This window comes from Saccharothrix sp. NBAS 001, assembly GCF_056640475.1.
Genome location: NZ_CM153251.1, coordinates 7243750 through 7267852 on the forward strand (window position 1 = coordinate 7243750; position 24103 = coordinate 7267852).

Below are 24103 nucleotides of genomic sequence, written 5' to 3' on the forward strand. Positions count from 1 at the left end.
TCTCACGGGTACCCGATGACCGAAACCGGGGAGTGTTCATGCAGGTCAGAGGAACGACTGTGCTGGTGACCGGCGCGACCGGCGGCCTCGGGCACGCCATCGCCCGCGCGCTGCACCGGCGTGGCGCGAAGCTCGTGCTCACCGGCCGGAAGGTCGCCGAACTGGACGCGCTGACCGCCGAGACCGGGGCCCGCGCGATCGTCGCCGACCTGGCCGACCCGGACGACGTGCGCCGGCTGGCGGCCGAGGCCGGCGAGGTGGACGTGCTGGTCGCCAACGCCGCCCTGCCCGCCAACGGCAAGCTGTCCGACTTCACGCCCGAGCAGGTGCACCGCGCGCTCGCGGTCAACCTGGAGGCCCCGATCGCCCTCGCCCACGCCCTGGTGCCCGCGATGGTCGACCGGCGGCGCGGGCACGTGGTGCTCATCGGCTCGCTCGCGGGCAAGGTGACCTCGGCGCACGCGTCGCTCTACAACGCCACCAAGTTCGGCCTGCGCGGTTTCGGGCTGGGGCTGCGGCAGGACCTGGCCGGCACCGGCGTGGGCGTGTCCGTGGTGCAGCCGGGGTTCGTCCGGGACGCCGGGATGTTCGCCGACACCGGCCAGAAGCCGCCACCCGGGATGCGGACCGTGTCGCCCGAGCAGGTCGCGGCGGGCGTGCTGGACGCCGTCGAGCGGGACCGCGCCGAGGTCAACGTGGCCCCGGTCGAGCTGCGCGCGGCGAGCACGCTGGGCGGCGCGTTCCCCGGTTTCGCGGCGGGGTTGCAGCGCCGGCTGGCCACCGACGACGTGCTGGAGCGGATGTCGGCCGCGAACCGGGCCAAGCGCTGATGCCCGCGCCGGGGATGGACACCCGCGCGATCCCGCACCCGCGCCGGCGGGTGCCGTTGCTCGGCGACGTCATCGGCGTCGGCCGCCGCACCCCGGTGCAGGACACCATGAAGCTCGGCCGGGGGCTCGGGCCGATCTTCACCCGGCGGTTCCTGAGCCAGGAGGTGGTGTTCGTGGCCGGCGGCGGGCTGACCGCCGACCTCGCCGACGAGACGCGGTTCGCCAAGCACCTCGCGCTGGGCGTGGACGCGTTGCGCGCGGTCGGCGGCGACGGCCTGTTCACCGCCTACAACCACGAGCCGAACTGGAAGGCCGCGCACGACGTGCTGCTGCCCGCGTTCACCCAGAGCGCGATGCGCGCCTACCACCCGGCGATGGTCGACGTGGTCGGCGAGCTGGTCGCGGAGTGGGACCGGGGCGGCGAGGTCGACGTGTCGGCAGACATGACCAAGCTGACCCTGGAGACCATCGGCCGGGTCGGGTTCGGGTACTCGTTCGACTCGTTCCGCCGCGAGCGGACGCACCCGTTCGTCCGGGCCATGTTCGGCTCGCTGCGGTACGCGCAGCGCAGCAACTTCCAGGCCCCGCTCGGGTTCGGCAAGGCCCGGCGGGAGGCGGCGCGGCGCAACGCCGCCGACATCGCCTACCTGGCCGAGGTCGTGGACGAGGTGATCCGGTCGCGGCGCGGGGACGCGGGCACCGACCTGCTCGGCCTGATGCTGTCCTCGGGCGCGCTGGACGAGGTGAACATCCGCAACCAGGTCATCACGTTCCTGATCGCCGGGCACGAGACCACCTCCGGCGCGCTCTCGTTCGCGCTGCACTACCTGTCCCGCGACCCCGAGGTGACCGCCCGCGCCCGCGACGAGGTCGACCGGGTCTGGGGCGACGCCGAGACGCCGGAGTTCGAGCAGGTCACCAAGCTGCGGTACGTGCGGCGGGTGCTGGACGAGGCGTTGCGGCTGTGGCCGACCGCGCCGGGGTACGCGCGCGAGGCGCGGGCGGACACCGTGCTGGGCGGCCGGTACCCGATGCGCGCGGGCCAGTGGGCGCTGGTGCTGCTGCCGCTGGTGCACCGCGACCCCGAGGTGTGGCCGGACCCCGCCCGGTTCGACCCGGACCGGTTCACGCCCGAGCGGGTCAAGGCCCGGCCCGCGCACAGCTACAAGCCGTTCGGGACCGGCGAGCGGGCGTGCATCGGGCGGCAGTTCGCGGTGCACGAGGCGACCTTGGCGCTGGCCACCGTGCTGCGCCGCTACGACCTGGCCGCCGACCCGGACTACCGGCTGCGGATCACCGAGATGCTCACGCTCAAGCCCGAGGGCTTCCGGCTCACGCCGCGCCGCCGGTGAACCCCTTGGCCCGGCGCAGGGCGGCGGCCGGGTCGGTCGGCGCGACCGCCGCGAGGTGGCCGTCCGGCCGGATCAGCACGCCGTCCGCGACGGTGAAGTCGGGGCCCGCCCCGGCGCTGTCCGCGACCAGCTCCCCGGTGCAGCCGGGGCTGGTCAGCGGCGAGTCGCGGTAGGCGAACGGCTCGAACAGCCGACCCGAGTCGATCTCCGAGGCGCGGCCCCGCTCCAGCACCTCGCGGCGGCGGGCGTGCTCCTCCTCGGTGCGCGGCACCAGGAACCGCATGGTGTCCCCGGTGACCCGGAGGTTCTCGTCGGCCGCCGCCGCGCGCTCCCGCTCGTAGGAGGGCAGCAGGTCCGGGCCCGCCTCGCCGCGCCGGTCCAGCACGACCTTCCACACCGCGTTGTCCGCGTCGCAGATCCCGGAGTTCAGGCCGCGCGCGCCGAACGGGCTCATCACGTGCGCCGCGTCGCCCACCAGCAGCACCCGGCCGTCCCGCAACGCGGTGGCCCGGCGCTGGTGGAACCGGTAGGTGGACTGCCAGCGCACCTCGTACGGGCGGTCGCCGACGATCTCCCGGATGTGCCCCTCCTCCAGCCGGAAGCCCTCGGGCACCTGCCAGTCGATCCGGTAGACGCCGCCGGGCTGCGGGTGCAGCAGCACCTGCCGGCCGGGGTTCCAGTCCGGGTCGAAGTGGAACAGCCGCTCGGGTTCCGGGTGCCCCAGGTCGACCGCGATGTCGGCGATGACGAACAGGTCGTCGAACGAGTGGCCGGGGAAGCCGATGCCGAGCAGGTCCCGGACGGCGGAGCGGGAGCCGTCGGCGGCCAGGCAGTGCGTGCCCCGGAAGGTGTCGGTGTCGGTGGTGAGTTCGACGTGGTCGCCCTGCGCGACGGCCACCACCCGCTGCCCGCACCGCAGGTCGATCAGCGGCTCCTCCCGGACCCGGGCCTCCAGGATGCGCTCCACCTCGGTCTGCGGCGTGTTCACGAACGGCGGGAAGCCCCGCCGGCGCGGCAGTTCCACGGTGGCGACCTCGCGGCCCCGGTAGAACGTCCGGCCCCGGTACCAGGTCACGCCGGCGTCCGCGACCGCCCGGCCCGCGCCGACCCGTTCCAGGATGTTGAGCACGTCGTGCTGGACGCAGATGGCCCGGCTGCCCGCGGCGGTCCGCCGCCCGGCCGCCTCCAGCACCACGCTCGGCACACCGGCCCGCGCCAGCAGCAGCGCGGCCGTCATGCCGACCGGTCCCGCCCCCACCACCAGCACCGGGTCGTCGCCGCCGCGCCGCGCCGGACGCCGACCGGCCGCCGGGCGCACGACGCCTGCCGGGGACGCCGGTCCCGGCGTCGCGGCGGCCCGCGCGAGGGCACCGGGCCGGGGCCGGTCGCCGGCCGCCCGGACCGAGGTGACCTCGCCGCCGATGGGCGCGGGGCTCACTGGAGCGCCGCCCACACCTCGCGGTCCCGCTCGGCCGTCCAGACCCTCGGCCAGTCCACGCCCGAGCACTCGTCCCAGTACCGCTGCACGTCGAACGGCAGGCAGTGCTCGAAGATCGGCCAGCGCCCGTAACGCGGGGCCAGCGCCTTGTGCGCGGCCGCGAACGCCTGCGCCACCGTGCCGCCGCTCACGTGCACCGAGCCGACCGTGCGGCGCAGTTCGTCCAGGAAGTGCCGGGACTGCGCGATCGCGGCCTCCACCTCGCCCCGGTCCCGCGCCACCGCGCCGCGCCCGCCCACGAGCTGCTCCGCGCCGAGCGCGCGCACGTTGTCCAAAGTGGACGTCGCCCACTCGTCGTGGAAGGCGTCGCCGGTGTAGAGCGCGGCCTGCGACTCGACCAGGTCGCCCGCGAACAGGATCCGCTGGTGCGGCAGCCACGCCACGATGTCGCCCGCGGTGTGCCCGCGCCCGCAGTACCGCAGTTCCAGGTCGCCCCGGTCGCCGCCGAGCGGGATGGTGAGGCGGTCGGAGAAGGTGAGCGTCGGCCAGGTCAGGCCGGGGATCGACTCGGGTTGCTCGAACAGCCTGGGCATCCGGCCGTACTCGCTGGCCCAGTCCTGCTCGCCGCGCTCGGCGATCAGCGCCTTGGTCAGTTCGTGCGCGACGACCTCGTCCGCGCCGAACGCGCTCGCGCCCAGCGTGCGCACCGCGTGGTAGTGGCTCAGCACCAGGTAGCGGACGGGTTTGTCGGTGCGCTCGCGGAGCAGGTCGAGCCAGCGCCGGGCGGCCACCGGGGTGGCTCTGGCCTCGATGCAGACCAGGAAGTCCGCGCCCTCGACGGCGGCCACGTTCGGGTCGCCTTCGGCGGTCAGGGCGTAGACGCCCTCCGCGAGTTCGACGAACACCTCGTCCTTCGGAGCGAGGTCGGCACTGGACGCAAACGGCTTCGCTGCCACGCCCCCAACCATAGGACGGGCACGGCGAGAGCGCGCCCACGAGCTTTTCACCTCAACACATATGCACCCCCGGCACCACCGGCACCGGTACCGTGCCGCGCATGACCGACGGCCGGGAAGCCCTGCTCCGCGAGGACGCCGTGGCGCTCGCCGCCGACACGTTCACCGCCGTGTTCGCCGACGTCGGGCTGGGCGGCTACAAAGGGCGCAACACCGTGGCCAAGGAGTTGCGCCGCCGTTTCGGCAGGCCGCGCGGGACCGCCGCGGACCACGCCCACCGGGCCGTCGCGCTCCAGATCGTGCTGATCTGGGAACGGGCGCGGGTCGTGTCGCGCGCCCGGTCGGACGGCCTGGTCCTGCTCCCGGACGGCGTGCGGCTGCGCAACGCCCCGGACGTCGTGGCGGGCCTGCGCGCGTTGCTCGGCTGACCTACTTCACCTCCACGATCGGCAGCCGCAGCGCGCCCGGCGAGGACGCCGGCACGGCCGGTGCCGCCGGCGGCACCGCCGCCACCCGCCGGTACCCGGCGCCCGGCTCCGGGCGGCCGTCCGCCTCGCCCTTGTTGGGCCACAACGAGAACGCCCGCTCGGCCTGCGCCGTGATGGTCAGCGACGGGTTCACGCCGAGGTTCGCCGAGATCGCCGACCCGTCCACCACCGACAGCCCCGGGTAGCCGTGCACCCGGTGGTACGGGTCGATCACGCCGGAGGCGGCGTCCGAGCCGATCGGGCAGCCGCCGATGAAGTGCGCGGTCAGCGGGATGTTGAACAGCTCGCCCCAGGTGCCGCCGGCCACGCCCCCGATGTGCTCGGCCGCCGACTGGTTCGCCGCGTGCCCGGCCGGGATGAACGCCGGGTTCGGCTCGCCGTGGCCCTGCTTGGAGGACAGCTTGCGACCGAACAACCCCTTGCGGCTGAACGTGGTGATGGAGTTGTCCAGGCTCTGCATCACCAGCAGGATCACCGTCCGCTCGCTCCACCGGTGCACCGACACGATCCGCAGGAACCGCACCGGGTGCCGCACCGCCTGGATCAGGAACTGGAGCACTCGCGGCGTGCTCTTCGCACCGTCCGTGGACAACGTCTGGAGCAGGCCCATGGCGTTGCTGCCCTTGCCGTAGCGCACCGGCTCGATGTGGGTCTGCTCGTCGGGGTGGATGGACGAGGTGATCGCCACGCCCTGGCTGAAGTTGCGGTTCTCGTCCACGGTGAACCGGCCCGCGCCGATGATCGCCTCGGAGTTCGTCCGGGTCAGCTCGCCGAGCCGGGGCGAGAGCCGGGGCAGCGCGCCCTCGGCCTTCATCCGGTGCAGCAGCTGCTGGGTGCCCCAGGTGCCGGCGGCGAGCACGACCTGACCCGCGGTGATGGTCCGCCGGCCCTTGCGCAACCGGCCGCCGGTGCGCCGGGTGCCGATCGACCACGTGCCGTCCGGCTCCTGCCGCAGGCCGGTGACGGTGGTCAGCGGCAGCACCCGCGCACCGTTCCGCTCGGCCAGGTACAGGTAGTTCTTGACCAGGGTGTTCTTCGCGCCGACCCGGCAGCCGGTCATGCACTCGCCGCACTCCACGCACCCGGTGCGGTGCGGGCCCGCGCCGCCGAAGTACGGGTCCTCGGCGGTCTTGCCGGGCTCGCCGAAGAACACGCCGACCGGCGTCGCGTGGTACGAGTCGGCCACCCCCAGGTCCGCCGCGACCCGCTGCATGACCTCGTCGGACGGGGTGGTCGTGGGGTTCTCCACCACGCCCAGCATCCGGCTCGCCTGGTCGTAGAACGGGGCGAGTTCGGCTTCCCAGTCGGTGATGTGCGCCCACTGCCGGTCGGTGTAGAACGGCTTGAGCGGCCGGTACAGGGTGTTCGCGTAGACCAGCGACCCACCGCCGACGCCCGCGCCGGCCAGGATCATCACGTTGCGCAGGGCGTGGATGCGCTGGATGCCGTAGCAGCCCAAGGCCGGCGCCCACAGGTAGCGCCGCAGGTCCCACGAGGTCTTGGCGAACTCGTGGTCGGCGAAGCGCCGACCCGCCTCGACGACGGCGACCCGGTAGCCCTTCTCGGTGAGCCGGAGGGCCGCGACGCTGCCGCCGAAGCCCGAACCCACGACCACGACGTCGTAATCGGTCTTGTTACCGACGAGTTCACCCATGCCCGCGAGATTAGGCGTAACTTCGAGTAACAGCTAGTGCTGGATTGCCGCGACTTCGTCGCGGCGGCTCGGCCGCCGGGAAGTCGGCCCATCGCGCCGTCTTCCACCCCGATCGAAGGGCGTGATCGGGGTGGAAGGCGGCGCGACAGGCCGACGCGGCCTCGCGTGGTGGTCGGGCTCGCGGGATCGTGGGTCAGGCGCGGTACTAACCCCGTACGGTCAGGCCGACCTTCTGGAACTCCTTGATGTCGGAGTAGCCGGTCTTGGCCATGGCCCGGCGCAGCGAACCGAACAGGTTCGTCACGCCGCGCGGGTCCACCGACGGCCCGAACAGCAGGCTGCGCAGGTCGACCACCTGGTCCACGCCGGTCGAGACGTGGCTGCGCGGTACCGACGGGTGCGCCGACGACGACGTCCAGTACAGGCCCTGGCCCGGTGCCTCGGACGCGGCGGCCAGCGGTTCGCCCAGCATCACCGCGTCGGCGCCGCAGGCGATCGACTTCGCCACGTCACCGCTGGTCAGCACCCCGCCGTCGGCGATCACGTGCACGTACCGGCCGCCGGTCTCGTCCAGGTAGTCCCGGCGGGCCGCCGCCGCGTCGGAGATGGCCGTGGCCATCGGCACGCCGATGCCCAGCACCGCGTCGGTCGTGGTGACCCCCGGCGTGTAGCCGTAGCCGACGATCACGCCCGCCGCGCCGGTGCGCATCAGGTGCATCGCCGTCCGGTAGTCGCCGACGCCGCCCGCGATGACCGGGATGTCCAGGTCCGCGATGAACGACTTCAGGTTCAGCGGCTCGCCGTCGCGCGAGACGTGTTCGGCGGAGATGATCGTGCCCTGCACGACCAGGATCTCCACGCCCGCGGCGAGCAGGTCCGGGGTCAGCTCGGCGGCCCGCTGCGGGCTGACCCGCACCGCCACCGTGACGCCCGACTCGCGCACCTGCTTGATCGCCTCGGCGATCAGGTCCAGCCGGACCGGCGCGGAGTGCAGCTCCTGGAGCACCTTCACCGGGGCGGCCGGGTCGTCGGTGTCCTCCACCGACTGCACCAGCCGGAACAGCGCCTCGTCCACGTCGCCGTGCCGGGCCCACAGGCCCTCGGCGTTGAGCACGCCCAGCCCGCCGAGTTCGCCGACCGCCACCGCCGTGCCGGGCGAGACGATCGCGTCCGTCGGGTGGGTGATCAGCGGGATCTCGAACCGGTAGGCGTCGATCTGCCAGGCCGTCGAGACGTCCTTGGACGACCGGGTCCTGCGGGAGGGGATGATCTCGACGTCGTCCAGCTCGTAGGCCCGCCTCGCGGTCCGGCCCATGCCGATCTCGACCAGATCGCGCACCTTGTTTCGTCCTCTCGTGGAGCGGGCTTACCCGTGGAACCTAGCTCAGCGCGTGGTGTAGTTCGGCGCTTCCACGGTCATCGTGATGTCGTGCGGGTGGCTTTCCTTCAGACCCGCTGCGGTGATCCGCACCAACTGCTTGAGCTGGAGGTCCGCGACCGTCTTCGAGCCGGTGTAGCCCATGGCCGCGCGCAGGCCGCCGACGAGCTGGTGCACCACCGACGACAGCGGGCCGCGGAACGGCGTGCGGCCCTCGATGCCCTCGGGCACCAGCTTGTCCTCGGACAGCACGTCGTCCTGGAAGTAGCGGTCCTTCGAGTACGACTTGGCCTCGCCCCGGCCCTGGAGCGCGGCCAGCGAGCCCATGCCCCGGTAGGTCTTGAACTGCTTGCCGTTGACCAGGACCAGCTCGCCGGGCGCCTCGGCGGTGCCCGCCAGCAGGCTGCCCAGCATGACCGCGCTCGCGCCCGCGGCGATCGCCTTCGCGATGTCGCCGGAGTACTGGATGCCGCCGTCGCCGATCACCGGCACGCCCGCCGGCGCGCACGCCAGCGACGCCTCGTAGATCGCCGAGATCTGCGGCACGCCCACGCCCGCGACCACCCGCGTGGTGCAGATCGAGCCGGGGCCGACGCCGACCTTCACGCCGTCCGCGCCCGCGTCCACCAGCGCCTGCGCGCCGGCCCGGGTCGCGATGTTGCCGCCGACCACGTCGACCTCGTCGCCGAGTTCCTTCTTCACCCGGGCGACCATCTCCAGCACGTTGCGCTGGTGGCCGTGCGCGGTGTCGACCATGATCACGTCGATGCCCGCCTCGGCCAGCGTCATCGCGCGGGCGAAGCTGTCCTCGCCGACGCCGATCGCCGCGGCGCACAGCAGCCGGCCGTCCGGGTCCTTGGAGGCGTTCGGGTACTGCTCGGTCTTGACGAAGTCCTTGACCGTGATCAGGCCGCGCAGCCGGTTGTCGCCGTCGACGATCGGCAGCTTCTCGATCTTGTGCCGGCGCAGCAGGCCCAGCGCCGCGTCGGCCGAGACGCCGACCTGCGCGGTGACCAGCGGGCCCTTGGTCATGACCTCGCTCACCTTGCGGGAGTGGTCCACCTCGAAGCGCATGTCCCGGTTGGTGATGATGCCGACGAGCTTGCCCTGCGCGTCGGTCACCGGCACGCCGGAGATCCGGTAGCGGGCGCACAGGTCGTCCACGTGCTTGATGGTGTCGTCCGGGGTGCAGGTCACCGGGTCGCTCACCATGCCCGCCTCGGACCGCTTCACGGTCTCCGCCTGGCGGGCCTGCTCCTCGATCGACAGGTTGCGGTGCAGGACGCCGATGCCGCCCTGGCGGGCCATCGAGATGGCCATCCGGCCCTCGGTCACGGTGTCCATCGCGGCCGAGGCCAGCGGGACCCGGAGGGTGATGTTGCGGGAGATCCTGGTGCTGGTGTCCACACCGCTCGGCACGATCTCGGACTCGGCCGGCAGCAGCAGGACGTCGTCGAAGGTCAGTCCCAGCATGGCGAACTTGGGCGGGACTCCGTCAGCGTTGAGCTCGCTGGTCATGGCGGCTGGCTTGCCTTCCGTCGTGCGGTGATCCCGCCGCGCGCGGATGGGGTTTTCCGCAGGCGGCGATGGGTTCAGCCCATGGTATCTGGACGTGGTCGGGGGTCTGCCCGGTACCGTGCGTGGTCGTGCCGCACGACGCGTTGCCACCAGACCCGTTCGCGGGCGACCCCGAGGACCCGGCGCGGGCCCTCGGCGAGCCCGAAGACGACCACGACCACCCGCCGATGGACGACGTCGAGCGGGCGGAGTTGGTCGGCGACCTGAGCGACCTCGCGGTCTACCAGGCGCTGCTCGAACCTCGCGGGGTCAGAGGGATCGTCGTGGACTGCGGCGAGTGCCAGGAGCCGCACTACCACGACTGGGCGCTGCTGCGGTCGAGCCTGGAGCAGCTGCTGGCCGACGGCCGGATGCGGCCGCACGAGCCGGCCTACGACCCGGACCCGACCTCGTACGTCAGCTGGGAGTACTGCCGCGGGTACGCCGACGGCGTGACGGCGACCGAGAGCGCCCGCTGACCCGTCGCCCGGAATGTGACCGATCACTCGTCACACCCGCTGGGGCGAACCGGACCTTCCACTCGTTCCGGACAGCCGTCGACACCTCGCGGTCCGCACCCGCCACGAACGGCGGATGCCCGCCGCCTCGGGTGAGGTGACGGGCATCCGGTGCGGGTCCGAGGTCAGTTGCCCCCGGTCGCCGCCGGGCTGTTGTTGCCGGGCTGCACGGGCGTGCCCGCGCTGCCGGGGTCGCTGCGGGGCTGCTCGCCGCCGCTGGACTCGCCGCTGCCGGTCGGCGGGGGCGCGACCGAACCGTCCGTGGTGGGCGGCGCGTTGGTCGTCGTGGTCGGCGTCGTGGTGGTCGTCGTCGGCTCGACCGTGGTGGTCGGCTGCGACGTGGTCGGCTGGACCGACGGCGTGGTCGGCTGCGCGGTGGTCGACTGCGAGGTCGACGCGGCGGGCGTGTTCGTCGGGGCCGGCGTGGTGCTGGTCAACTCGCGCAGCAGCGAGTCGTGCCGCTCCTTGAGGTCGGCCTTGCCGTCGTCCACCGAGATCGAGGGCAGTGCCTCGCTCGCGCGGTTGAGCAGGTCCCGGGCCTCGCCGTACCGGCCGGCGCTGAGCGCGGCGCGGGCGGTCTCCAGGTCGGTGCGGACCGTCACGGCGGCTTCCACCGACCGGGCGTGGTCCGAGTAGAGCACCCTGGTCAGGCCCCAGAGGGCGTCGCCCGGCTGGGCGTCGCGGGCGACCAGGCTGACCCCGGTGAACGCGATGGCGAGCACCGCGGCGGCGCTCGCGAGGGGGATCAGGAAACGGTGGCGCCCCCGCTGCTGGGGGCGGGCCGCGGCGATCGTGGCCACGGCGGTATCGGTGTCGACCAGCTCACCCATGGGACGACTGTCGACTTCGCGCCGCCACGCCAGGAGCAGCGCGTTCAGCTCGTCGTCGACCAACGCATCGGTCTGGCCACGCCCGCCCAGCGCGTCCAGCAACGCGTCGTCCGCCCGGATGCCGGCGAGGTCGTCGCCGGGATCAACCAGGGGGTCATCCGAGGTGAGCGGGGTTCTCTCGTCTCGTCCGCGCACGACTTGTCCATCGCCCTTCTCGTGCTGGTCGGCCACTCAGACCACCTCCTCCGCTGCCAAGGTCTTGCGGAGGCGGGCCAAGGCGCGGTGTTGCGCCACCCGCACCGCGCCCGGCGTGGAGCCGACGGCGTCGGCGGTCTCCTCGGCCGACAGGCCGACGACCACTCGGAGCAGCAGGATTTCCCGCTGCTTCTCCGGAAGGACCTTCAGGAGTTGGGCCATCCGCCCGGACAGCTCGCCCTGCATGGCGCGCTGCTCCGGTCCGGCTTCGGTCTCCGGCGCGTCCGGCACCTCCGGGACCGGTTCGGACCGGTTCCGGGCGGCTGAGCGATGCGCGTCGGCGACCTTGTGCGCTGCGATCCCGTAGACGAACGCCAAGAACGGCCGACCCTGGTCGCGATAGCTGGGCAAGGCCGTCAGCACCGCGAGACACACCTCCTGGGCCACGTCGTCCGCCGAAGCGAAAGACCTCTCCTGCCTTCCGACTCGGGCGCGGCAGTACCGCACCACCAAGGGACGTATAGACGCCAGCAGTCGCTCGATCGCGTGGCGGTCGCCATCGACGGCTGCGCCCACTTCGGCGTCCAGTCCGTCCCCCAAGTTGGTCATCGCAGACAACAGCCCTGGTGTTACGTGTAGGCGTACCGACAACGAACGGCACGGGACGATCGACGTCGCCCGTACCGGTGACACTAACCGTACCGGTCCGCGAGCCGGATGTTCGCAAAAGGGGTCCAAAGACCCCCCACGACCTGCCGACACGCCCGGAACAACGAACCAGCCCGGCGACGGTTGCGTCACCGGGCTGACCGGAGGAAGGAGTGCCGGTTGGTGTGACCGGCCTTACGACACGAGGCCGCGCCGGAAGCCGTGCGCGACGGCCTGGGCGCGGTCACGGACGCCGAGCTTGCGGAACAGCCGGCGCGCGTGGGTCTTGACGGTGTCCTCCGACAGGTAGAGCTCGCGCCCGATCTGCCCGTTGCTCTTGCCCTGGCTCATCCCGCGCAGCACCTGGAGTTCCCGCTCCGTCAGCTGGACGCCCGGATCGGACGGCTGGCGCGGTGCGGGGACGGAGGTGCTCGCCAACGTGTGCGCGAGCGCGGCCACCAGCTCGGGGCGCGAGGCGTCCCAGCGGAGGTAGCCCCGGGCGCCGCGGCGATCGCCGCGGCGATGCTGCCCGCGTCGTCCGGTGCGCCGAACACGATGACGTTTGCCTGCGGGTTGGCCGAGACGAGTCGCCGGGTCGCTTCGACCCCGGTCGGGACGGCGCGCTGGGTTCCCACCAGCACCACGTCGACCGGCTGCCGAGAGAACCGGGCCAACAACTCGTCACCGTGCGCTACGCAGTCGATGCGGCTGACCCCTGGGACAGCCGACATCACGCGGGTGAGACCCTCCCGCACACTGCGCCGGTCGTCGCAAATAAGGACCGTGGTCACGGGGACTCCTTCCTGCAGCCGAGTGACGTTCCACTTCCCCTATCGGACGCTAGGGGCCGAACCTTGACACGATCCGGTGCTTAATCCGTCAAGAAGTTCGTCTGAGCGTCTGCGTTCGGGGGTTCCCCGGAACGGAGCAGCGCCGTCGGGATCCACGGAGAGTGGGCGGCGAGTCGTCGGCTGATCGGATCAGCTCTGCGTAACACGCAGCTCAGAGCGTTGAGGGCGGATTTCCGGACCTTCGCGGTCTCCGCAGGATTGCGGACAACGGGGCTGGTCAGGAGCACAAGTGCCGTCGGCCAGGACAACGAGAGAAGCCCGTGGCGGTCAGTGTGATTTAGGTCACACTCTAGCAAACGGACGCCCCGATCGACGCTTTCGGGTGTCCCCCACACCACTGACGCGGTCCCCAGGACGAGTCGGGACTTGAGGATGTGTCGTGTTGCACCGGCCGCCTCGGCGTGTTCGAGGGCCCGTTCGGCGGGCGCGACCGCTCGCTCCGCGTGACCGGAGGCGAGTTCGATCTCGGCGGCCACCCAGCGCTCGCGGACCGCGCTGCGCCAGCTCCGCGTGACCACCCGCGAGTGCAGCAGCCGGGCCTCCGCGAGCCGCCCCGCGCCCAGCGCGTCGGCGGCCAGGCCCAGCAGGGCGTCCGCCCGCGCGCCCGCCGCGTCGACCCCGTCGTGGTCGGACCCCGGCGAGTCCGGGGCGGCGGCCAGGGCCAGCGCGTCGAACCGGCGGGCGGTGGCGTGCGAGCCGAGCTGGCGGCGGTGCGAGGCGAGCGTGGAGGCGGCCAGCGACGCGATCAGTCGATCACCGGACCGGACGAGCGGGTGCAGCAGGGTGGCGGCGGCGGCGTAGTGCCCCTGGCCGCCCAGCGCGACCGCCGCGAACCAGCGCTCCCGGGGCGGACCGGTCGCCGCGCGCCGGACGTCCGCCCCCGGCCGGTCGCCGAACGCCGCACCGCGCGCTGTGTCCACCCGGCCATTGTCCGCCGGTCGCGCCCCGGCCCGGCCGGGGCGGTCAGCAGACGGCGCGCTCGATCGCGTCGACCGCGCCCGCCAGGCCGTTGATCCGCTCGGCGGGCGAGGGCACCACGCCGCGCGCCCAGCCCGGCCCGCCGACGAACACCCGCACCTGCTGGCGCGTCCGGGGCAGCGCGGACACCGCGCCCGGATCGGCGTAGCGCGGGAGCTGGGCCCACAGCACGACGGCGGCCGGCGCGGTCCGGCGCACGGCGGCGGCCAGGGCGTCGAGCGGGAGGGCCGCGCCGAGCTGGCGGATGCCGACCCCGCGCTCCGCGAGCGCCGCCGCCAGCGGGTAGAGCGCCAGGTTGTGCCGCTCCTCGGGCATGCAGGCGAGCAGCACGGGCCGGTGGTTGCGCGGCTCGGCCACGAGCGGGGTGGCCCGCAGCGTCGCGGCCAGCACGCACTCGTCCAGCAGGTGCGACACCTCGACCCCCGCGCCGGAGTGCTCCCAGCGGGAGGCGATCGCGGCGATCACCGGGCGGACCACGTCGTCCCAGGTGGCGATCACGCCGTCCTGCGCGATCGAGTCGGCCAGCAGCAGCTGGACGGCGGAGGAGTCCATCGCCAGCGCGGCCCGGCCGACCCCCCGGGCGAGCCGGCTCGCACCGGGCAGCTTCAGCCCGCGCCCGCCCGAGGGCTGCGACGAGGCGTCGAACTCGCCGCCGGTGAGCACCGGGAGCCGGGTCGGGGTGGTGCTGACCAGCCGGGGCTGCGGCACGGGCGCGGCGAGGGCGTACTTGGCCGCCTCGGCGCTCGACGCGCCCCGCAGCAGGGCCCGCTGCATCAGCTCCAGCCGGGCCACGTCCTTCGGGGCGTACTTCCGGTGTCGCCCGGTTGTGTGATCACTGGGTCCGAGGCCGTAGCGGCGGTCCCACGTGCGCAAAGTGGCCGGCGCGACGCCCAGCCGGCGGGCCACCGCGGCCACCGACAAGGTCACCGAATGCGCAGGATCATCTTCTGCCGCAACCGTTTCCCGCTCGCCGTCCGGCGTCGCCGCGGTGTGCTCGGGGGGCGTCATCACGCTGACATCGTCCGTTCACGAGACGTTACCGGCAACTCCTGGGGTGACCTCGACTGATCACCCATCGAATGAATTGGCATCTTTCTGACGCCGACCCCCTTGAACAAGTTTTGGCGCGGTTCTACGGTGGATCATCGTTAAGCCGAATGGAGCAGTTCACGTCAGTGGGCCAAGGAGGCGGTCTCGATGGCGGACACCCGAAGGCTTCCCGGTCCCAACGCCGATCTGTGGGACTGGCAGATGCGCGGCTCCTGCCGCGGGATGGACAGTGCGTTCTTCTTCCACCCGGATGGAGAGCGAGGACCTGCGCGGGCGCGGCGGGAGGCACGGGCAAAAGCCGTGTGCCTGTCGTGTCCCGTGCTGGAGATGTGCCGCCGGCACGCGCTGGCGGTACAGGAGCCGTACGGAATCTGGGGCGGGCTCTCGGAATCCGAACGCGACAGCATCATCAAGGCCCGCAAACGACAGCCGGTGCTGACCTGACCGGACCCGGTCGAGGTCGGAGCGTGGCGAAGGGGCGGCATCCGCAGGTGCCGCCCCTTCGCCGCGCTCCGGGCCTGGTCGGGGCTTCGGCCGAGGCTCGGCCGGGGTGTCCGGGAACGCCGGAAGGGGCGGCGCCTCGGCACCGCCCCTTCCGCGCTCACGTGGGCGCGAGGTCGCCCGCACGGGTTAGCCCGTTCGCGCGAACCTCAGCACCCGGTCCCGACCGGCCTCAGTGGCCGTGCCCGTGGCCGTGGCCGTGACCGGCCCCGGCGGGCTCCTCTTCCTTCTTCTCCACGACGGCGCTCTCCGTGGTGAGCACCATGCGGGCGATGGAAGCGGCGTTCGAGACCGCCGAACGGGTGACCTTGACCGGGTCGATGATCCCGGCCTCCAGCAGGTCGCCGTAGACCAGCGTGGCCGCGTTGAGGCCGAAGCCCCAGTCGCCCTCGCGGACCTTGTTCACCACGACCGCGCCTTCGAGGCCCGCGTTCGCGGCGATCCAGAACAGCGCCGAGCCGAGGGCTTCGCGGACGATCGCGACACCGGTCGCCTCGTCACCGGACAGGCCGAGCCCGCCGTCGAGCACCTTGGCCGCGTGGATCAGCGCCGAACCGCCGCCGGGCACGATGCCCTCCTCGACCGCGGCCTTGGTGGCGGCGACCGCGTCCTCGATGCGGTGCTTGCGCTCCTTCAGCTCGGTCTCGGTGGCCGCGCCGACCTTGATCACCGCGATGCCGCCGGAGAGCTTCGCCAGCCGCTCCTGGAGCTTCTCGCGGTCCCAGTCGGAGTCGGTGGCCTCGATCTCGCGGCGCAGCTGCTCCGCGCGACCGGCCACGTCGGCCTTGGCGCCGCCGCCGTCGACGATGGTCGTGTTGTCCTTGGACACCACGATCCGCCGCGCCGAGCCCAGCACGTCCAGGTTGGCCTCGGACAGCTTCAGGCCCACCTCGGCGGCGATGACCTGGCCGCCGGTGACGACCGCGAGGTCGTCCAGGAACGCCTTGCGGCGGTCGCCGAAGTACGGGGCCTTGACCGCCACGACGCGCAGCGTCTTGCGCAGGGCGTTGACCACCAGGGTGGACAGCGCCTCGCCCTCGACGTCCTCGGCGACGATGACCAGCGGCTTGCCGGCCTCGGCGACCTTCTCCAGCAGCGGGAGCAGGTCGGCCAGGGCGCTGATCTTCTCGCGGTGCAGCAGGATGCGGGCGTCCTCGAACACCGTCTCCTGGGCTTCCAGATCGGTCGCGAAGTGCGCCGAGATGTAGCCCTTGTCGAACTGCACGCCCTCGGTGATCTGGAGTTCGGTGGCCAGCGTCGAGGACTCCTCGACGGTGATCACACCGTCCTCGCCGACCTTCTCGATGGCCTCGCCGAGCAGCGCGCCGATCGACTCGTCCCGGGAGGAGACGGTGCCGACCTGGGCGATGTTGTCGCGGCCCTTGACCGGGGTGGCCTTGCCCTTGAGGGCGTCCACGACGGCGTCGGCGGCGGCCTGGATGCCGCGGCCCAGCGACGTCGGGTTCGCACCCGCGGCGACGTTGCGCAGACCGACCCGCACCATGGCCTGGGCCAGCACGGTCGCGGTCGTCGTGCCGTCGCCGGCCACGTCGTTGGTCTTGGTCGCGACGCTCTTGGCGAGCTGCGCGCCCAGGTTCTCGAACGCGTCGTCCAGCTCGATCTCGCGGGCGATGGTCACACCGTCGTTGGTGACCGTCGGACCGCCGAACTTCTTGTCCAGCACGACGTGCCGGCCGCGCGGACCGAGGGTCACCTTGACCGTGTCCGCGAGCTTGTTCACGCCGCGCTCAAGTGCCCGACGAGCGTCCTCGTCGAAGCTGATCTGCTTGGGCATGTGCCTACAGCCTCTCCTCGTGATGCGCGAAACGCCCCGGAACCCCCGGTGTCGGTGGGTTCGCCGGGGCGTCTTGCGTGTCGGCCGAAAGTCAGTTGATGACGGCCAGCACGTCGCGGGCGGAGAGGATCAGGTACTCCTCGCCGTTGTACTTGACCTCGGTGCCGCCGTACTTGGAGTAGATGACGACATCGCCGACAGCCACGTCCACGGGGATGCGGTTGCCCTTGTCGTCGATCCGGCCGGGGCCGACCGCGAGGACCTTGCCCTCCTGGGGCTTCTCCTTCGCGGTGTCCGGGATCACAAGGCCGGAAGCCGTCGTGGTCTCGGCCTCGCTGGCCTGGACGACGATCTTGTCCTCGAGCGGCTTGATGTTCACGCTCACCGGGCTGACCTCCACGGTCGTCGAAAGCGTTGGCAGGTTGCGTTTACGGCTCCTGCCACCCCGCCGTCGCGGGGGTCGGGGCGGTTGCTGGTGCCGTGCAGCTAGCACTCTACCCATGCGAGTGCCAACGCTTCAACGAACCCCCGGCCAGTCGTCCCGCACGGTGAGCCGCGCCACGTTCCGCCGGGCCGCACCGGGGCCGGCCCGGACCGCGCCGGCACACCGGCGGCGCACTGGCCTTTTTCCGGTACTCCCGAGTTCACCCGCGGGCAACCCCGGTCGGCGACGGTCGGGGACCATGACCTCCCTGACCCGACGGACCCTGCTGATCGGCGGCGCGGCGGCCGGTGCCGTACTGGCCACCACCGGGGCCGGTTCGCCCTCGCTCGACGACCCCTTCACGCTCGGCGTCGCTTCCGGCGACCCGAGCCACGACGGCCTGGTGCTGTGGACCCGGCTCGCGCCGAAACCCCTGGCCGAGGACGGTCTGGGCGGGATGCCCGCCCGGGTCGTGCCGGTGCACTGGGAACTCGCCGAGGACGAGCGGTTCCGCCGCGTGGTGCGGCGCGGCGTGGAGATCGCCCGCCCGCAGACCGGGCACAGCGTGCACGTCGAGCCGTTCGGGCTGCGGCCCGGCCGCGAGTACTTCTACCGGTTCCGGGTCGACCGGCACGTCTCGCCGGTGGGCCGCACCCGCACCGCGCCCGAGCCGTGGTCGGTCGGCCAGGACCTGACCATGTGCTTCGCGTCCTGCGCGCACTACGGCGAGGGCTACTTCACCGCGTACCGGCGGCTGGCCGAGGACGAACCGGGCCTGGTCCTGCACCTGGGCGACTACCAGTACGAGTACGCGGCGAAGGCGTCGGACGTGCGGACCGTCGTCGGCCCGGAGACCCGCACGCTGGCCGACTACCGGCTGCGGCACGCGCTCTACAAGACCGACCCGGACCTCCAGGCCGCGCACGCCGTCGCACCCTGGCTCCTGGTCTGGGATGATCACGAAGTCGAAAACAACTGGGCCGACGAGGTGCCCGAACAGCCCGACCCGGACTTCCTCAAGCGGCGGGCGGCGGCGTTCCAGGCGTACTACGAGAACATGCCGCTGCGGCGCGGCGCCCGGCCCAACGGCGTCGACATGCAGCTCTACCGCCGGATCCGGTGGGGCAACCTGGCCACGTTCCACATGCTCGACACCCGCCAGTACCGCGACGACCAGGCGTGCGACGACGGCTGGAAGACCTGCGCGGAGGCCGGCTCGCCGAACCGCACGATCACCGGCGCGGCGCAGGAGCAGTGGCTGCTCGACGGGTTCCGCCGGTCCCGGTCGCGCTGGGACGTGCTGGGGCAGCAGGTGTTCTTCGCCGAGCGCGACCGCAAGGAGGGTCCGGACAAGGAGCTGTCCATGGACTCGTGGGACGGCTACCTGGCGTCGCGGGACCGGATCACCCGGGGCTGGGTCGACGCGCGGGTGCGCAACACCGTCGTGCTGACCGGTGACGTGCACGCCGCCTACGCGGCCGACGTGAAGGCGGACTGGAACGACCCGGCGTCGCGCACCGTCGGCACCGAGCTGGTGTGCTCGTCGGTCACCTCCGGCGGCGACGGCAACGACACCTCGGACGAGGTGCAGCTGCGCCTCAACCCGCACATCAAGCTGCACAGCCGGCGGCGCGGTTACGTGCGGACCCGGTTCTCCGCCAAGGAGCTGCGGGCCGACTTCCGCTCGCTGGCCCACGTGCGGACGCCCGGCGCGCCGGCCACCACGCTCAAGTCGTTCGTGGTCGAGGACCGCAAGCCGGGCCTGAACCCGGCCTGACGCCCGGGACGGGGGCGGCCCCTCGGACCGCCCCCGTCACCCCCGGCCTACTTCGTCGCGGGCTTGATCACCTCGTAGAGCGCGGTCCAGCTCTGCCGGCCGTACCCGGCCTCGATCGCCCGCCGGTAGAGGTCCTGCACGGCCTTCGGCAGCACGGCGTCCACCCCGGTCGCCTCGCTCGCGCCGACGACGTGGTCGGCGGTCGCGCCCATCATCACGATGTTCGCCAGGTCGCCGGGGTGCTCGCCGCGGTCGACCGCGTTGATCGTCTCCTCCAGGTACATCCAGATCGACTCGACGTTGTCCTTGAGGTAGGGCGCGAACCGCGCGGCGCTCACCCCGGCCGAGCGGACCAGGGCGACGCTGTGCAGCGTGGCGGCCAACGTGGTCAGGAAGTAGTCCAGCTGGGCCTGGTAGAACAGCTGCGCCAGCGAGTGGTCCTCGCCCAGGTACTCGGTGCGGCCGATCACCGCCAGGGTGTCCGCGTGCCGCTCGAACACGCCCTTCGGGCCGCTGTAGAAGACGTACGCGCCCTCCTCCCCGACCACCGGCGCGGGCACCATCACCCCGCCCACCAGCAGCTCCGCGCCGCGCTCGGCGAGCCACGCGGCGGCCTTGAGGGTCTTGTCGGGGGTGTCGGAGCTGAGGTTGACGATGGTCTTCCCGGCCAGGTCGGTGCCGTCGAGGACGTCGTACATGGCCTGGTAGTCGGTCAGGCTCAGCACGACCAGCCGGTTGGCCTCGACGGCTTCGCGCGGGGTGGCGGCGCGCAGCGCGCCCCGGGCCACCAGGTCGTCGGCGCGGCTCGCGGTGCGGTTCCACACCGTGACGGGGTGGCCGTGCTCGAGGTACTTCGCGACCATGGCCTGCCCCATCGGGCCCAGGCCGATCAGCGTCAGCGGCGTGCTCATCAGTGGTTTCTCGCTTTCCTCGGTCAGGTGTGGCCGAGGTTGCCGGTCGCCGCTGCGGGTTCGCTGCGGGTCCGCTGCGGACGTGGCTAACGTCGTGGTGTGCGATTCGGCGTGTTGGGGCCCTTGGCGGTGTGGGCGGCGGACGGGACCCCGGTCCGGGTGCCGGAGGCGAAGGTCCGGCTGCTGCTGGCGCACCTGCTGGTCGCCGAGGGCCGGCCGGTGCCGGTGCAGCGGCTGGGCGCGGCGCTGTGGGGCGGGCGTCCGCCGGGCAACCCCGGCAACACGTTGCAGACCAAGGTGTCCGCGCTGCGCCGGGTGCTCGGCCGCGACGTGGTCACCCTGGAGCCGCCGGGGTACGCGCTGCGGGTCGACGAGGCGTCCTCGGACCTGCTGGAGTTCCGGGCCCGGGTCGCGGCGGGCGACCGCGCGGGCGCGCTGGCGCTGTGGCGCGGCGACCCGCTGGCGGAGTTCGCCGACGAGCCGTTCGCGGTGGGGTTCGCGCGCCGGCTGGAGGAGGAGCGGCTGGCCGTCGTGGAGGACTGGGCGCAGGCCCGGATCGCCGCCGGGCAGCCCGTGTCGCTGGCCGACGAGGTGGCCCGGCACCCGTTGCGGGAGCGGCTGCACGGCCTGCACCTGCGGGCGCTGTTCCTGGCCGGGCGGCAGGTCGAGGCGCTGGAGGGCTACGCCGCGCTGCGCCGCCGGCTCGCCGAGGAGCAGGGCCTCGACCCCGGCCCGGAACTGGTCGAGGTGCACCGGGAACTGCTCGCGCAGGAGGTCGCGCGGCCCCGCACGAACCTGCCCGCGCCGGTGACCGAGCTGGTCGGGCGGGCCGACGCGGTGCGCGCGGTGCGGGCCCTGCTGGGCACGTCGCGGCTGGTCACGCTGACCGGGCCGGGCGGGGTCGGCAAGACCCGGCTGGCCGTGGAGACCGCCCGCGCGGTGACCGCCGCCGACTGCGTGTGGCTGGTGGAGCTGGCGGGCCTGGACCGCGCCGACCGCCCCGGGGCGGCCACCGTCGCGAACGCCGTGGCCGACGTGCTCGGGATGCGCGAGGACGCCGCCGAGGACCCCGCCGAGCGGCTGGTGGCCGCCGTGCGCGGCCGGGACGTGCTGCTGGTGCTGGACAACTGCGAGCGGCTGGTCGAGCCGGTCGCCCGGCTGGTGTCGGACCTGCTGCGGGCCGCGCCGGGCGTGCGGGTGCTGGCCACCAGCCAGGAGCCGCTGGGCCTGGCCGCCGAGGTGGTGTGGTCGGTGCCGCCGCTGGACCTGCCCGACGCGGTCCGGCTGTTCACCGCGCGGGCCGCGGCCGCCGCGCCCGGTTTCGCGCTGACCCCGGACAACGCGGCGACCGTGGCCGCGGTCTGCGGCCGGCTCGACGGCCTGCCGCTGGCCCTGGAGCTGGCCGCGACCAGGGTCCGCGCGCTCGGCGTGGACGCCCTGCTGGCCCGCCTGGACGACCGGTTCCGGCTGCTCGCGGCCGGCCACCGGGACGCGCCCGCCCGGCAGCGCACGCTGCGCGCCATGATCGACTGGAGCTGGGAGCTGCTCACCGACCCGGAGCGCACCGTGCTGCGCCGGCTGGCGGTCGTCGTGGAGGGCTGCGACCTGGCCGCCGCCGAGGCGGTCTGCGGCGGCGGGGACGTGCCGCCCGGCGAGGTCGCCGACCTGCTCGCCGGCCTGGTCAACCGCTCGCTGGTGGTCGCCCCCGACCACGCCGGACCGGCCCGCTACCGGCTGCTCGAATCGGTGTCGGACTACGGCCGCGAACGCCTGCGCGAGGCCGGCGAACTCGCCGAGGTCCGCCGCCGGCACGCGGCGCACTACCGGTCGCTGGCCGAGCGCGCCGACCCGGAGCTGCGCGGCCGCGACCAGCTCGACTGGCTGGACCGGCTGGACGCGGACACCGCGAACCTGCGCGCCGCCCTCGACCTCGACCCCGGCCTGGCCCCGCACCTGGCCTGGTACTGGTTCCTGCGCGGGCGCATCCAGGAGGCCCGCCGGCACCTGACCGGTGCGTGGCACGCCGCGTTCACCATCCTGGCCGGCCACGCGGCCCCGCCGGTCGGCCCGGTGGACGACCCGCGCGCCGGCTGGTTCCTCGGGTACGCGCTGTCCACCGTCGGCGACATGGGCAACGGCGAGCGCCACACCGAGCGCGCCTACGCCGAGGCCAGGGCGCGCGGCGACGACTGGGGCGTGGCGGCGGCGCTCAGCGACCGGGTCAGCCAGGCCCTGCACCGGGGCGAGCTGGACCGGGCGCGCGACGCCGCCGAACGGGCCCGCGAGCTGTTCACCGCGCTCGGCGACCGCTGGGGGCTGCTCCAGTCGTCGTTCGCGCTGGGCACGCTCGCCCAGCTCGTCGGCGACTACCCGGAAGCGACCCGGGTGCACACCGAGGGCCTGCGGCTGGCCGAGGAACTCCGGTCGTGGCCGGAGGTGTCGTTCACGCTGTCCTGGCTGGGCCGGGTGGCCCTGCTGACCAAGGACTTCGCGGCGGGACGGGCCTACCACGAGCGGGCCCGCCGGATCGCCGCCGACCACGGCTTCTCCCCCGGCGAGATGTACGCCGAGACGGGCCTCGCGCTGGGCGCGCGCCAGGAGGGCGCGCTGGACGAGGCCGAACAGCGCCTCCTGCGCATCCAGGACTGGCACCGGCAGGTCGGCTTCGAGGCGGGCGCGACGCTGGTCGTGGCCGAGCGCGGGTTCGTCGCCGAACTCCGGGGCGAGGTCGACGAAGCGCTCAAGCTCCAGGAGGAGGCGCTGCGCCTGGCCCGCCGGACCGGCGACCCCCGGGCCGTCGCCCTGGGCCAGGAGGGGCTGGCCGGCGCGCGGGCGCTCGCGGGCGACCACGCCGCCGCCCGGCTGCTCGGCCGGGCCGCCGCGAACCGCCTGTCCGCGGGCGTCCCGCTGCCGCCCGCGCAGCGCTACGACGTGGACCGGATCACCGGCTCGGCCCGCGCGGCGCTGGGCGCGGAGAGGTTCGAGGAGGCGTTCGCCGAGGGCGCGACGGCCACCGACCAGGCCGTCGCGGACGCCTAGCGCGGTGACCATGAACGTTCGCCGGGTTCGGGACACGCCGGTCGGCGTCCGGGACCGGGAGCGTGGTCGATCTCGTGCTCGGTGGTGAGGTGGTCGCCGCCCGGCATGCGAGGCACGGATGGCCGGGCCGGTCGGAGCACGTCGATTGACCGGGGACGAGGGCCGTCGTCTGCTGAACTACGTGCGTCGGGGCAGGCAGGACACGATCCGGATGCACCGGGCGATGATCATCCTGGCCTCGTCGTCGGGAACGCCCCGCGCCGGCGATCGGACAGCTGGTCGCGGCGGACGCCGACACCGTGCGGGACGTGATCCACGACTTCAACGCCCGCGGCCTGGCGGCCCTGGACCCCAGCCGGGCGGGAGGCCGTCCCCGCCTGGTCGGCCCCGACGACATCGCGTTCGTCGTGGCGACGGCCAAGACCCCCCCCCGCCCGGGCGGGGTGGGTTTCACCCGGTTCCCGACCCGGTGTTTCGCCTTCGAACCGGTTCGGGCCGCTGTCGATCCGCCCGCACCACAGCTCCGGCCGGGCACCGCGCAGGCACCCCGACCGGCTGCCCGCGACCCACCGCCGCACCCACGGCATCCGCTGCCTCCACGGCCGCTGCTCCGTCGGCGACGACAGGCTCCGGGGCCATCACCCGCCGCCACGAGGGCGGCGAGCACGGCCTGGCCGCCCTCGAATCGATCAGAGCGGCCGGACCCGACGACGCACCGATCCACGTGATCACGGACACCCGTCGGCCGACAAGACCCCGAAGGTCCTCGACCGGGCCACCGACGACAACGTCGGGATCTGCCCGACCCCGACCTCCGCGTCCCGGGCCAACCCGATCGAGGCACAGTGCGGCCCGTTGCGGACGTTCGTCATCGCCAACCCGAACCATCCCCACCACACCGTGCTCGCCCGCGAACCCCGGGCACACCCGCGC

General features: G+C 73.4%; 20 protein-coding genes and 1 pseudogene. 8 read left to right on the plus strand and 13 right to left on the minus strand.

The features are described 5' to 3' along the window. Positions 1–38: 38 nt before the first annotated feature. A complete protein-coding gene (locus AC0HI0_RS31255; RefSeq protein WP_480927091.1) occupies positions 39–830 on the plus strand; it encodes an SDR family NAD(P)-dependent oxidoreductase in 792 nt (263 codons plus the stop codon). Next, positions 830–2182 (plus strand): cytochrome P450, encoded by a 1353-nt coding sequence (locus tag AC0HI0_RS31260; RefSeq protein ID WP_480927092.1) that lies wholly within the window; start codon positions 830–832, stop codon positions 2180–2182. Before AC0HI0_RS31255 ends, AC0HI0_RS31260 begins: the two co-directional genes overlap by 1 nt. Here AC0HI0_RS31260 and AC0HI0_RS31265 read toward each other — a convergent pair. Beyond that, positions 2163–3620, minus strand: coding sequence for an FAD-dependent monooxygenase (locus AC0HI0_RS31265; protein ID WP_480927093.1), 1458 nt, complete (start codon positions 3618–3620; stop codon positions 2163–2165). The genes AC0HI0_RS31260 and AC0HI0_RS31265 overlap by 20 nt on opposite strands. Then, positions 3617–4576, minus strand: a complete 960-nt coding sequence (locus tag AC0HI0_RS31270) for an MBL fold metallo-hydrolase (RefSeq protein ID WP_480927094.1) — start codon at positions 4574–4576, stop codon at positions 3617–3619. Before AC0HI0_RS31270 ends, AC0HI0_RS31265 begins: the two co-directional genes overlap by 4 nt. Before the next feature lie 101 nt (positions 4577–4677). Here AC0HI0_RS31270 and AC0HI0_RS31275 point away from each other — a divergent pair, with 101 nt between their 5' ends. After that, a complete protein-coding gene (locus AC0HI0_RS31275) occupies positions 4678–5004 on the plus strand; it encodes a hypothetical protein (protein ID WP_480927095.1) in 327 nt (108 codons plus the stop codon). Position 5005: 1 nt separating this feature from the next. Here AC0HI0_RS31275 and AC0HI0_RS31280 read toward each other — a convergent pair whose 3' ends face one another. From AC0HI0_RS31280 to guaB, 3 genes are all read right to left on the minus strand, one after another. Then, entirely contained in the window at positions 5006–6718 is a 1713-nt protein-coding gene (locus tag AC0HI0_RS31280) for an FAD-dependent oxidoreductase (RefSeq protein ID WP_480927096.1), read from the minus strand. A 205-nt stretch (positions 6719–6923) separates the two neighbouring features. After that, the gene (locus AC0HI0_RS31285; RefSeq protein WP_480927097.1) at positions 6924–8057 is read right to left on the minus strand and encodes a GuaB3 family IMP dehydrogenase-related protein; all 1134 of its coding nucleotides are present in this window, start codon (positions 8055–8057) and stop codon (positions 6924–6926) included. A 45-nt stretch (positions 8058–8102) separates the two neighbouring features. Further along, positions 8103–9614, minus strand: coding sequence for an IMP dehydrogenase (gene guaB / locus AC0HI0_RS31290; protein ID WP_480927098.1), 1512 nt, complete (start codon positions 9612–9614; stop codon positions 8103–8105). Positions 9615–9682: 68 nt separating this feature from the next. On the opposite strand from guaB, the gene AC0HI0_RS31295 reads away from it, so the two are divergent. Then, positions 9683–10132 carry a DUF5319 domain-containing protein gene (locus AC0HI0_RS31295; RefSeq protein ID WP_480927099.1) on the plus strand — a complete coding sequence of 150 codons (450 nt, stop codon included), beginning with the start codon at positions 9683–9685 and terminating at the stop codon, positions 10130–10132. A 164-nt stretch (positions 10133–10296) separates the two neighbouring features. Here AC0HI0_RS31295 and AC0HI0_RS31300 read toward each other — a convergent pair whose 3' ends face one another. The 5 genes and pseudogenes from AC0HI0_RS31300 to AC0HI0_RS31320 form a co-directional block, all read right to left on the minus strand. Further along, a complete protein-coding gene (locus AC0HI0_RS31300) occupies positions 10297–11232 on the minus strand; it encodes an anti-sigma-D factor RsdA (protein WP_480927100.1) in 936 nt (311 codons plus the stop codon). After that, a complete protein-coding gene (locus tag AC0HI0_RS31305; RefSeq protein ID WP_360731249.1) occupies positions 11233–11805 on the minus strand; it encodes a sigma-70 family RNA polymerase sigma factor in 573 nt (190 codons plus the stop codon). Positions 11806–12039: 234 nt separating this feature from the next. Beyond that, a pseudogene (locus AC0HI0_RS31310) lies at positions 12040–12635 on the minus strand (response regulator transcription factor). Between the two features lie 80 nt (positions 12636–12715). Then, a complete protein-coding gene (locus AC0HI0_RS31315; protein WP_480927101.1) occupies positions 12716–13615 on the minus strand; it encodes a hypothetical protein in 900 nt (299 codons plus the stop codon). Positions 13616–13658: 43 nt separating this feature from the next. Continuing rightward, complete coding sequence (locus tag AC0HI0_RS31320) at positions 13659–14681, minus strand: MerR family transcriptional regulator (RefSeq protein WP_480934432.1); 1023 nt, start codon at positions 14679–14681, stop codon at positions 13659–13661. Positions 14682–14870: 189 nt separating this feature from the next. Between AC0HI0_RS31320 and AC0HI0_RS31325 the strand changes: the two genes are divergently transcribed. After that, positions 14871–15167 carry a WhiB family transcriptional regulator gene (locus tag AC0HI0_RS31325; protein WP_360940659.1) on the plus strand — a complete coding sequence of 99 codons (297 nt, stop codon included), beginning with the start codon at positions 14871–14873 and terminating at the stop codon, positions 15165–15167. Positions 15168–15396: 229 nt separating this feature from the next. Here the strand turns inward: AC0HI0_RS31325 and groL are convergent, their stop codons facing one another. Both groL and groES read right to left on the minus strand, forming a co-directional pair. Further along, entirely contained in the window at positions 15397–17019 is a 1623-nt protein-coding gene (groL, locus tag AC0HI0_RS31330; RefSeq protein ID WP_480927102.1) for a chaperonin GroEL, read from the minus strand. A gap of 91 nt (positions 17020–17110) precedes the next feature. Then, entirely contained in the window at positions 17111–17404 is a 294-nt protein-coding gene (gene groES, locus AC0HI0_RS31335; RefSeq protein WP_158844728.1) for a co-chaperone GroES, read from the minus strand. A gap of 298 nt (positions 17405–17702) precedes the next feature. Here groES and AC0HI0_RS31340 point away from each other — a divergent pair, with 298 nt between their 5' ends. Next, a complete protein-coding gene (locus AC0HI0_RS31340) occupies positions 17703–19220 on the plus strand; it encodes an alkaline phosphatase D family protein (protein ID WP_480927103.1) in 1518 nt (505 codons plus the stop codon). Between the two features lie 47 nt (positions 19221–19267). Here AC0HI0_RS31340 and AC0HI0_RS31345 read toward each other — a convergent pair whose 3' ends face one another. Further along, on the minus strand, positions 19268–20131 hold the full coding sequence (locus AC0HI0_RS31345; protein WP_480927104.1) for an NAD(P)-dependent oxidoreductase: 864 nt from the start codon (positions 20129–20131) through the stop codon (positions 19268–19270). 99 nt (positions 20132–20230) lie between these two features. Here AC0HI0_RS31345 and AC0HI0_RS31350 point away from each other — a divergent pair, with 99 nt between their 5' ends. Together AC0HI0_RS31350 and AC0HI0_RS31355 are read left to right on the plus strand one after the other, a co-directional pair. Further along, positions 20231–23170, plus strand: a complete 2940-nt coding sequence (locus tag AC0HI0_RS31350) for an AfsR/SARP family transcriptional regulator (protein WP_480927105.1) — start codon at positions 20231–20233, stop codon at positions 23168–23170. A gap of 308 nt (positions 23171–23478) precedes the next feature. Continuing rightward, positions 23479–23898 (plus strand): helix-turn-helix domain-containing protein, encoded by a 420-nt coding sequence (locus tag AC0HI0_RS31355; RefSeq protein WP_480927106.1) that lies wholly within the window; start codon positions 23479–23481, stop codon positions 23896–23898. Positions 23899–24103: the final 205 nt, after the last annotated feature.

What these genes read in the sequence shown, in the direction of transcription:
- AC0HI0_RS31255 (WP_480927091.1), top strand. Translation starts at nt 39, where the DNA reads ATGCAGGTCAGAGGAACGACTGTGCTGGTGACCGGCGCGACCGGCGGC.
- AC0HI0_RS31260 (WP_480927092.1), top strand. Translation starts at nt 830, where the DNA reads ATGCCCGCGCCGGGGATGGACACCCGCGCGATCCCGCACCCGCGCCGG.
- AC0HI0_RS31275 (WP_480927095.1), top strand. Translation starts at nt 4,678, where the DNA reads ATGACCGACGGCCGGGAAGCCCTGCTCCGCGAGGACGCCGTGGCGCTC.
- AC0HI0_RS31280 (WP_480927096.1), bottom strand. Translation starts at nt 6,718, where the DNA reads ATGGGTGAACTCGTCGGTAACAAGACCGATTACGACGTCGTGGTCGTG.
- guaB (WP_480927098.1), bottom strand. Translation starts at nt 9,614, where the DNA reads ATGACCAGCGAGCTCAACGCTGACGGAGTCCCGCCCAAGTTCGCCATG.
- AC0HI0_RS31295 (WP_480927099.1), top strand. Translation starts at nt 9,683, where the DNA reads ATGGGTTCAGCCCATGGTATCTGGACGTGGTCGGGGGTCTGCCCGGTA.
- AC0HI0_RS31305 (WP_360731249.1), bottom strand. Translation starts at nt 11,805, where the DNA reads ATGACCAACTTGGGGGACGGACTGGACGCCGAAGTGGGCGCAGCCGTC.
- AC0HI0_RS31320 (WP_480934432.1), bottom strand. Translation starts at nt 14,681, where the DNA reads ATGACGCCCCCCGAGCACACCGCGGCGACGCCGGACGGCGAGCGGGAA.
- AC0HI0_RS31325 (WP_360940659.1), top strand. Translation starts at nt 14,871, where the DNA reads ATGGCGGACACCCGAAGGCTTCCCGGTCCCAACGCCGATCTGTGGGAC.
- groL (WP_480927102.1), bottom strand. Translation starts at nt 17,019, where the DNA reads ATGCCCAAGCAGATCAGCTTCGACGAGGACGCTCGTCGGGCACTTGAG.
- AC0HI0_RS31340 (WP_480927103.1), top strand. Translation starts at nt 17,703, where the DNA reads ATGACCTCCCTGACCCGACGGACCCTGCTGATCGGCGGCGCGGCGGCC.
- AC0HI0_RS31345 (WP_480927104.1), bottom strand. Translation starts at nt 20,131, where the DNA reads ATGAGCACGCCGCTGACGCTGATCGGCCTGGGCCCGATGGGGCAGGCC.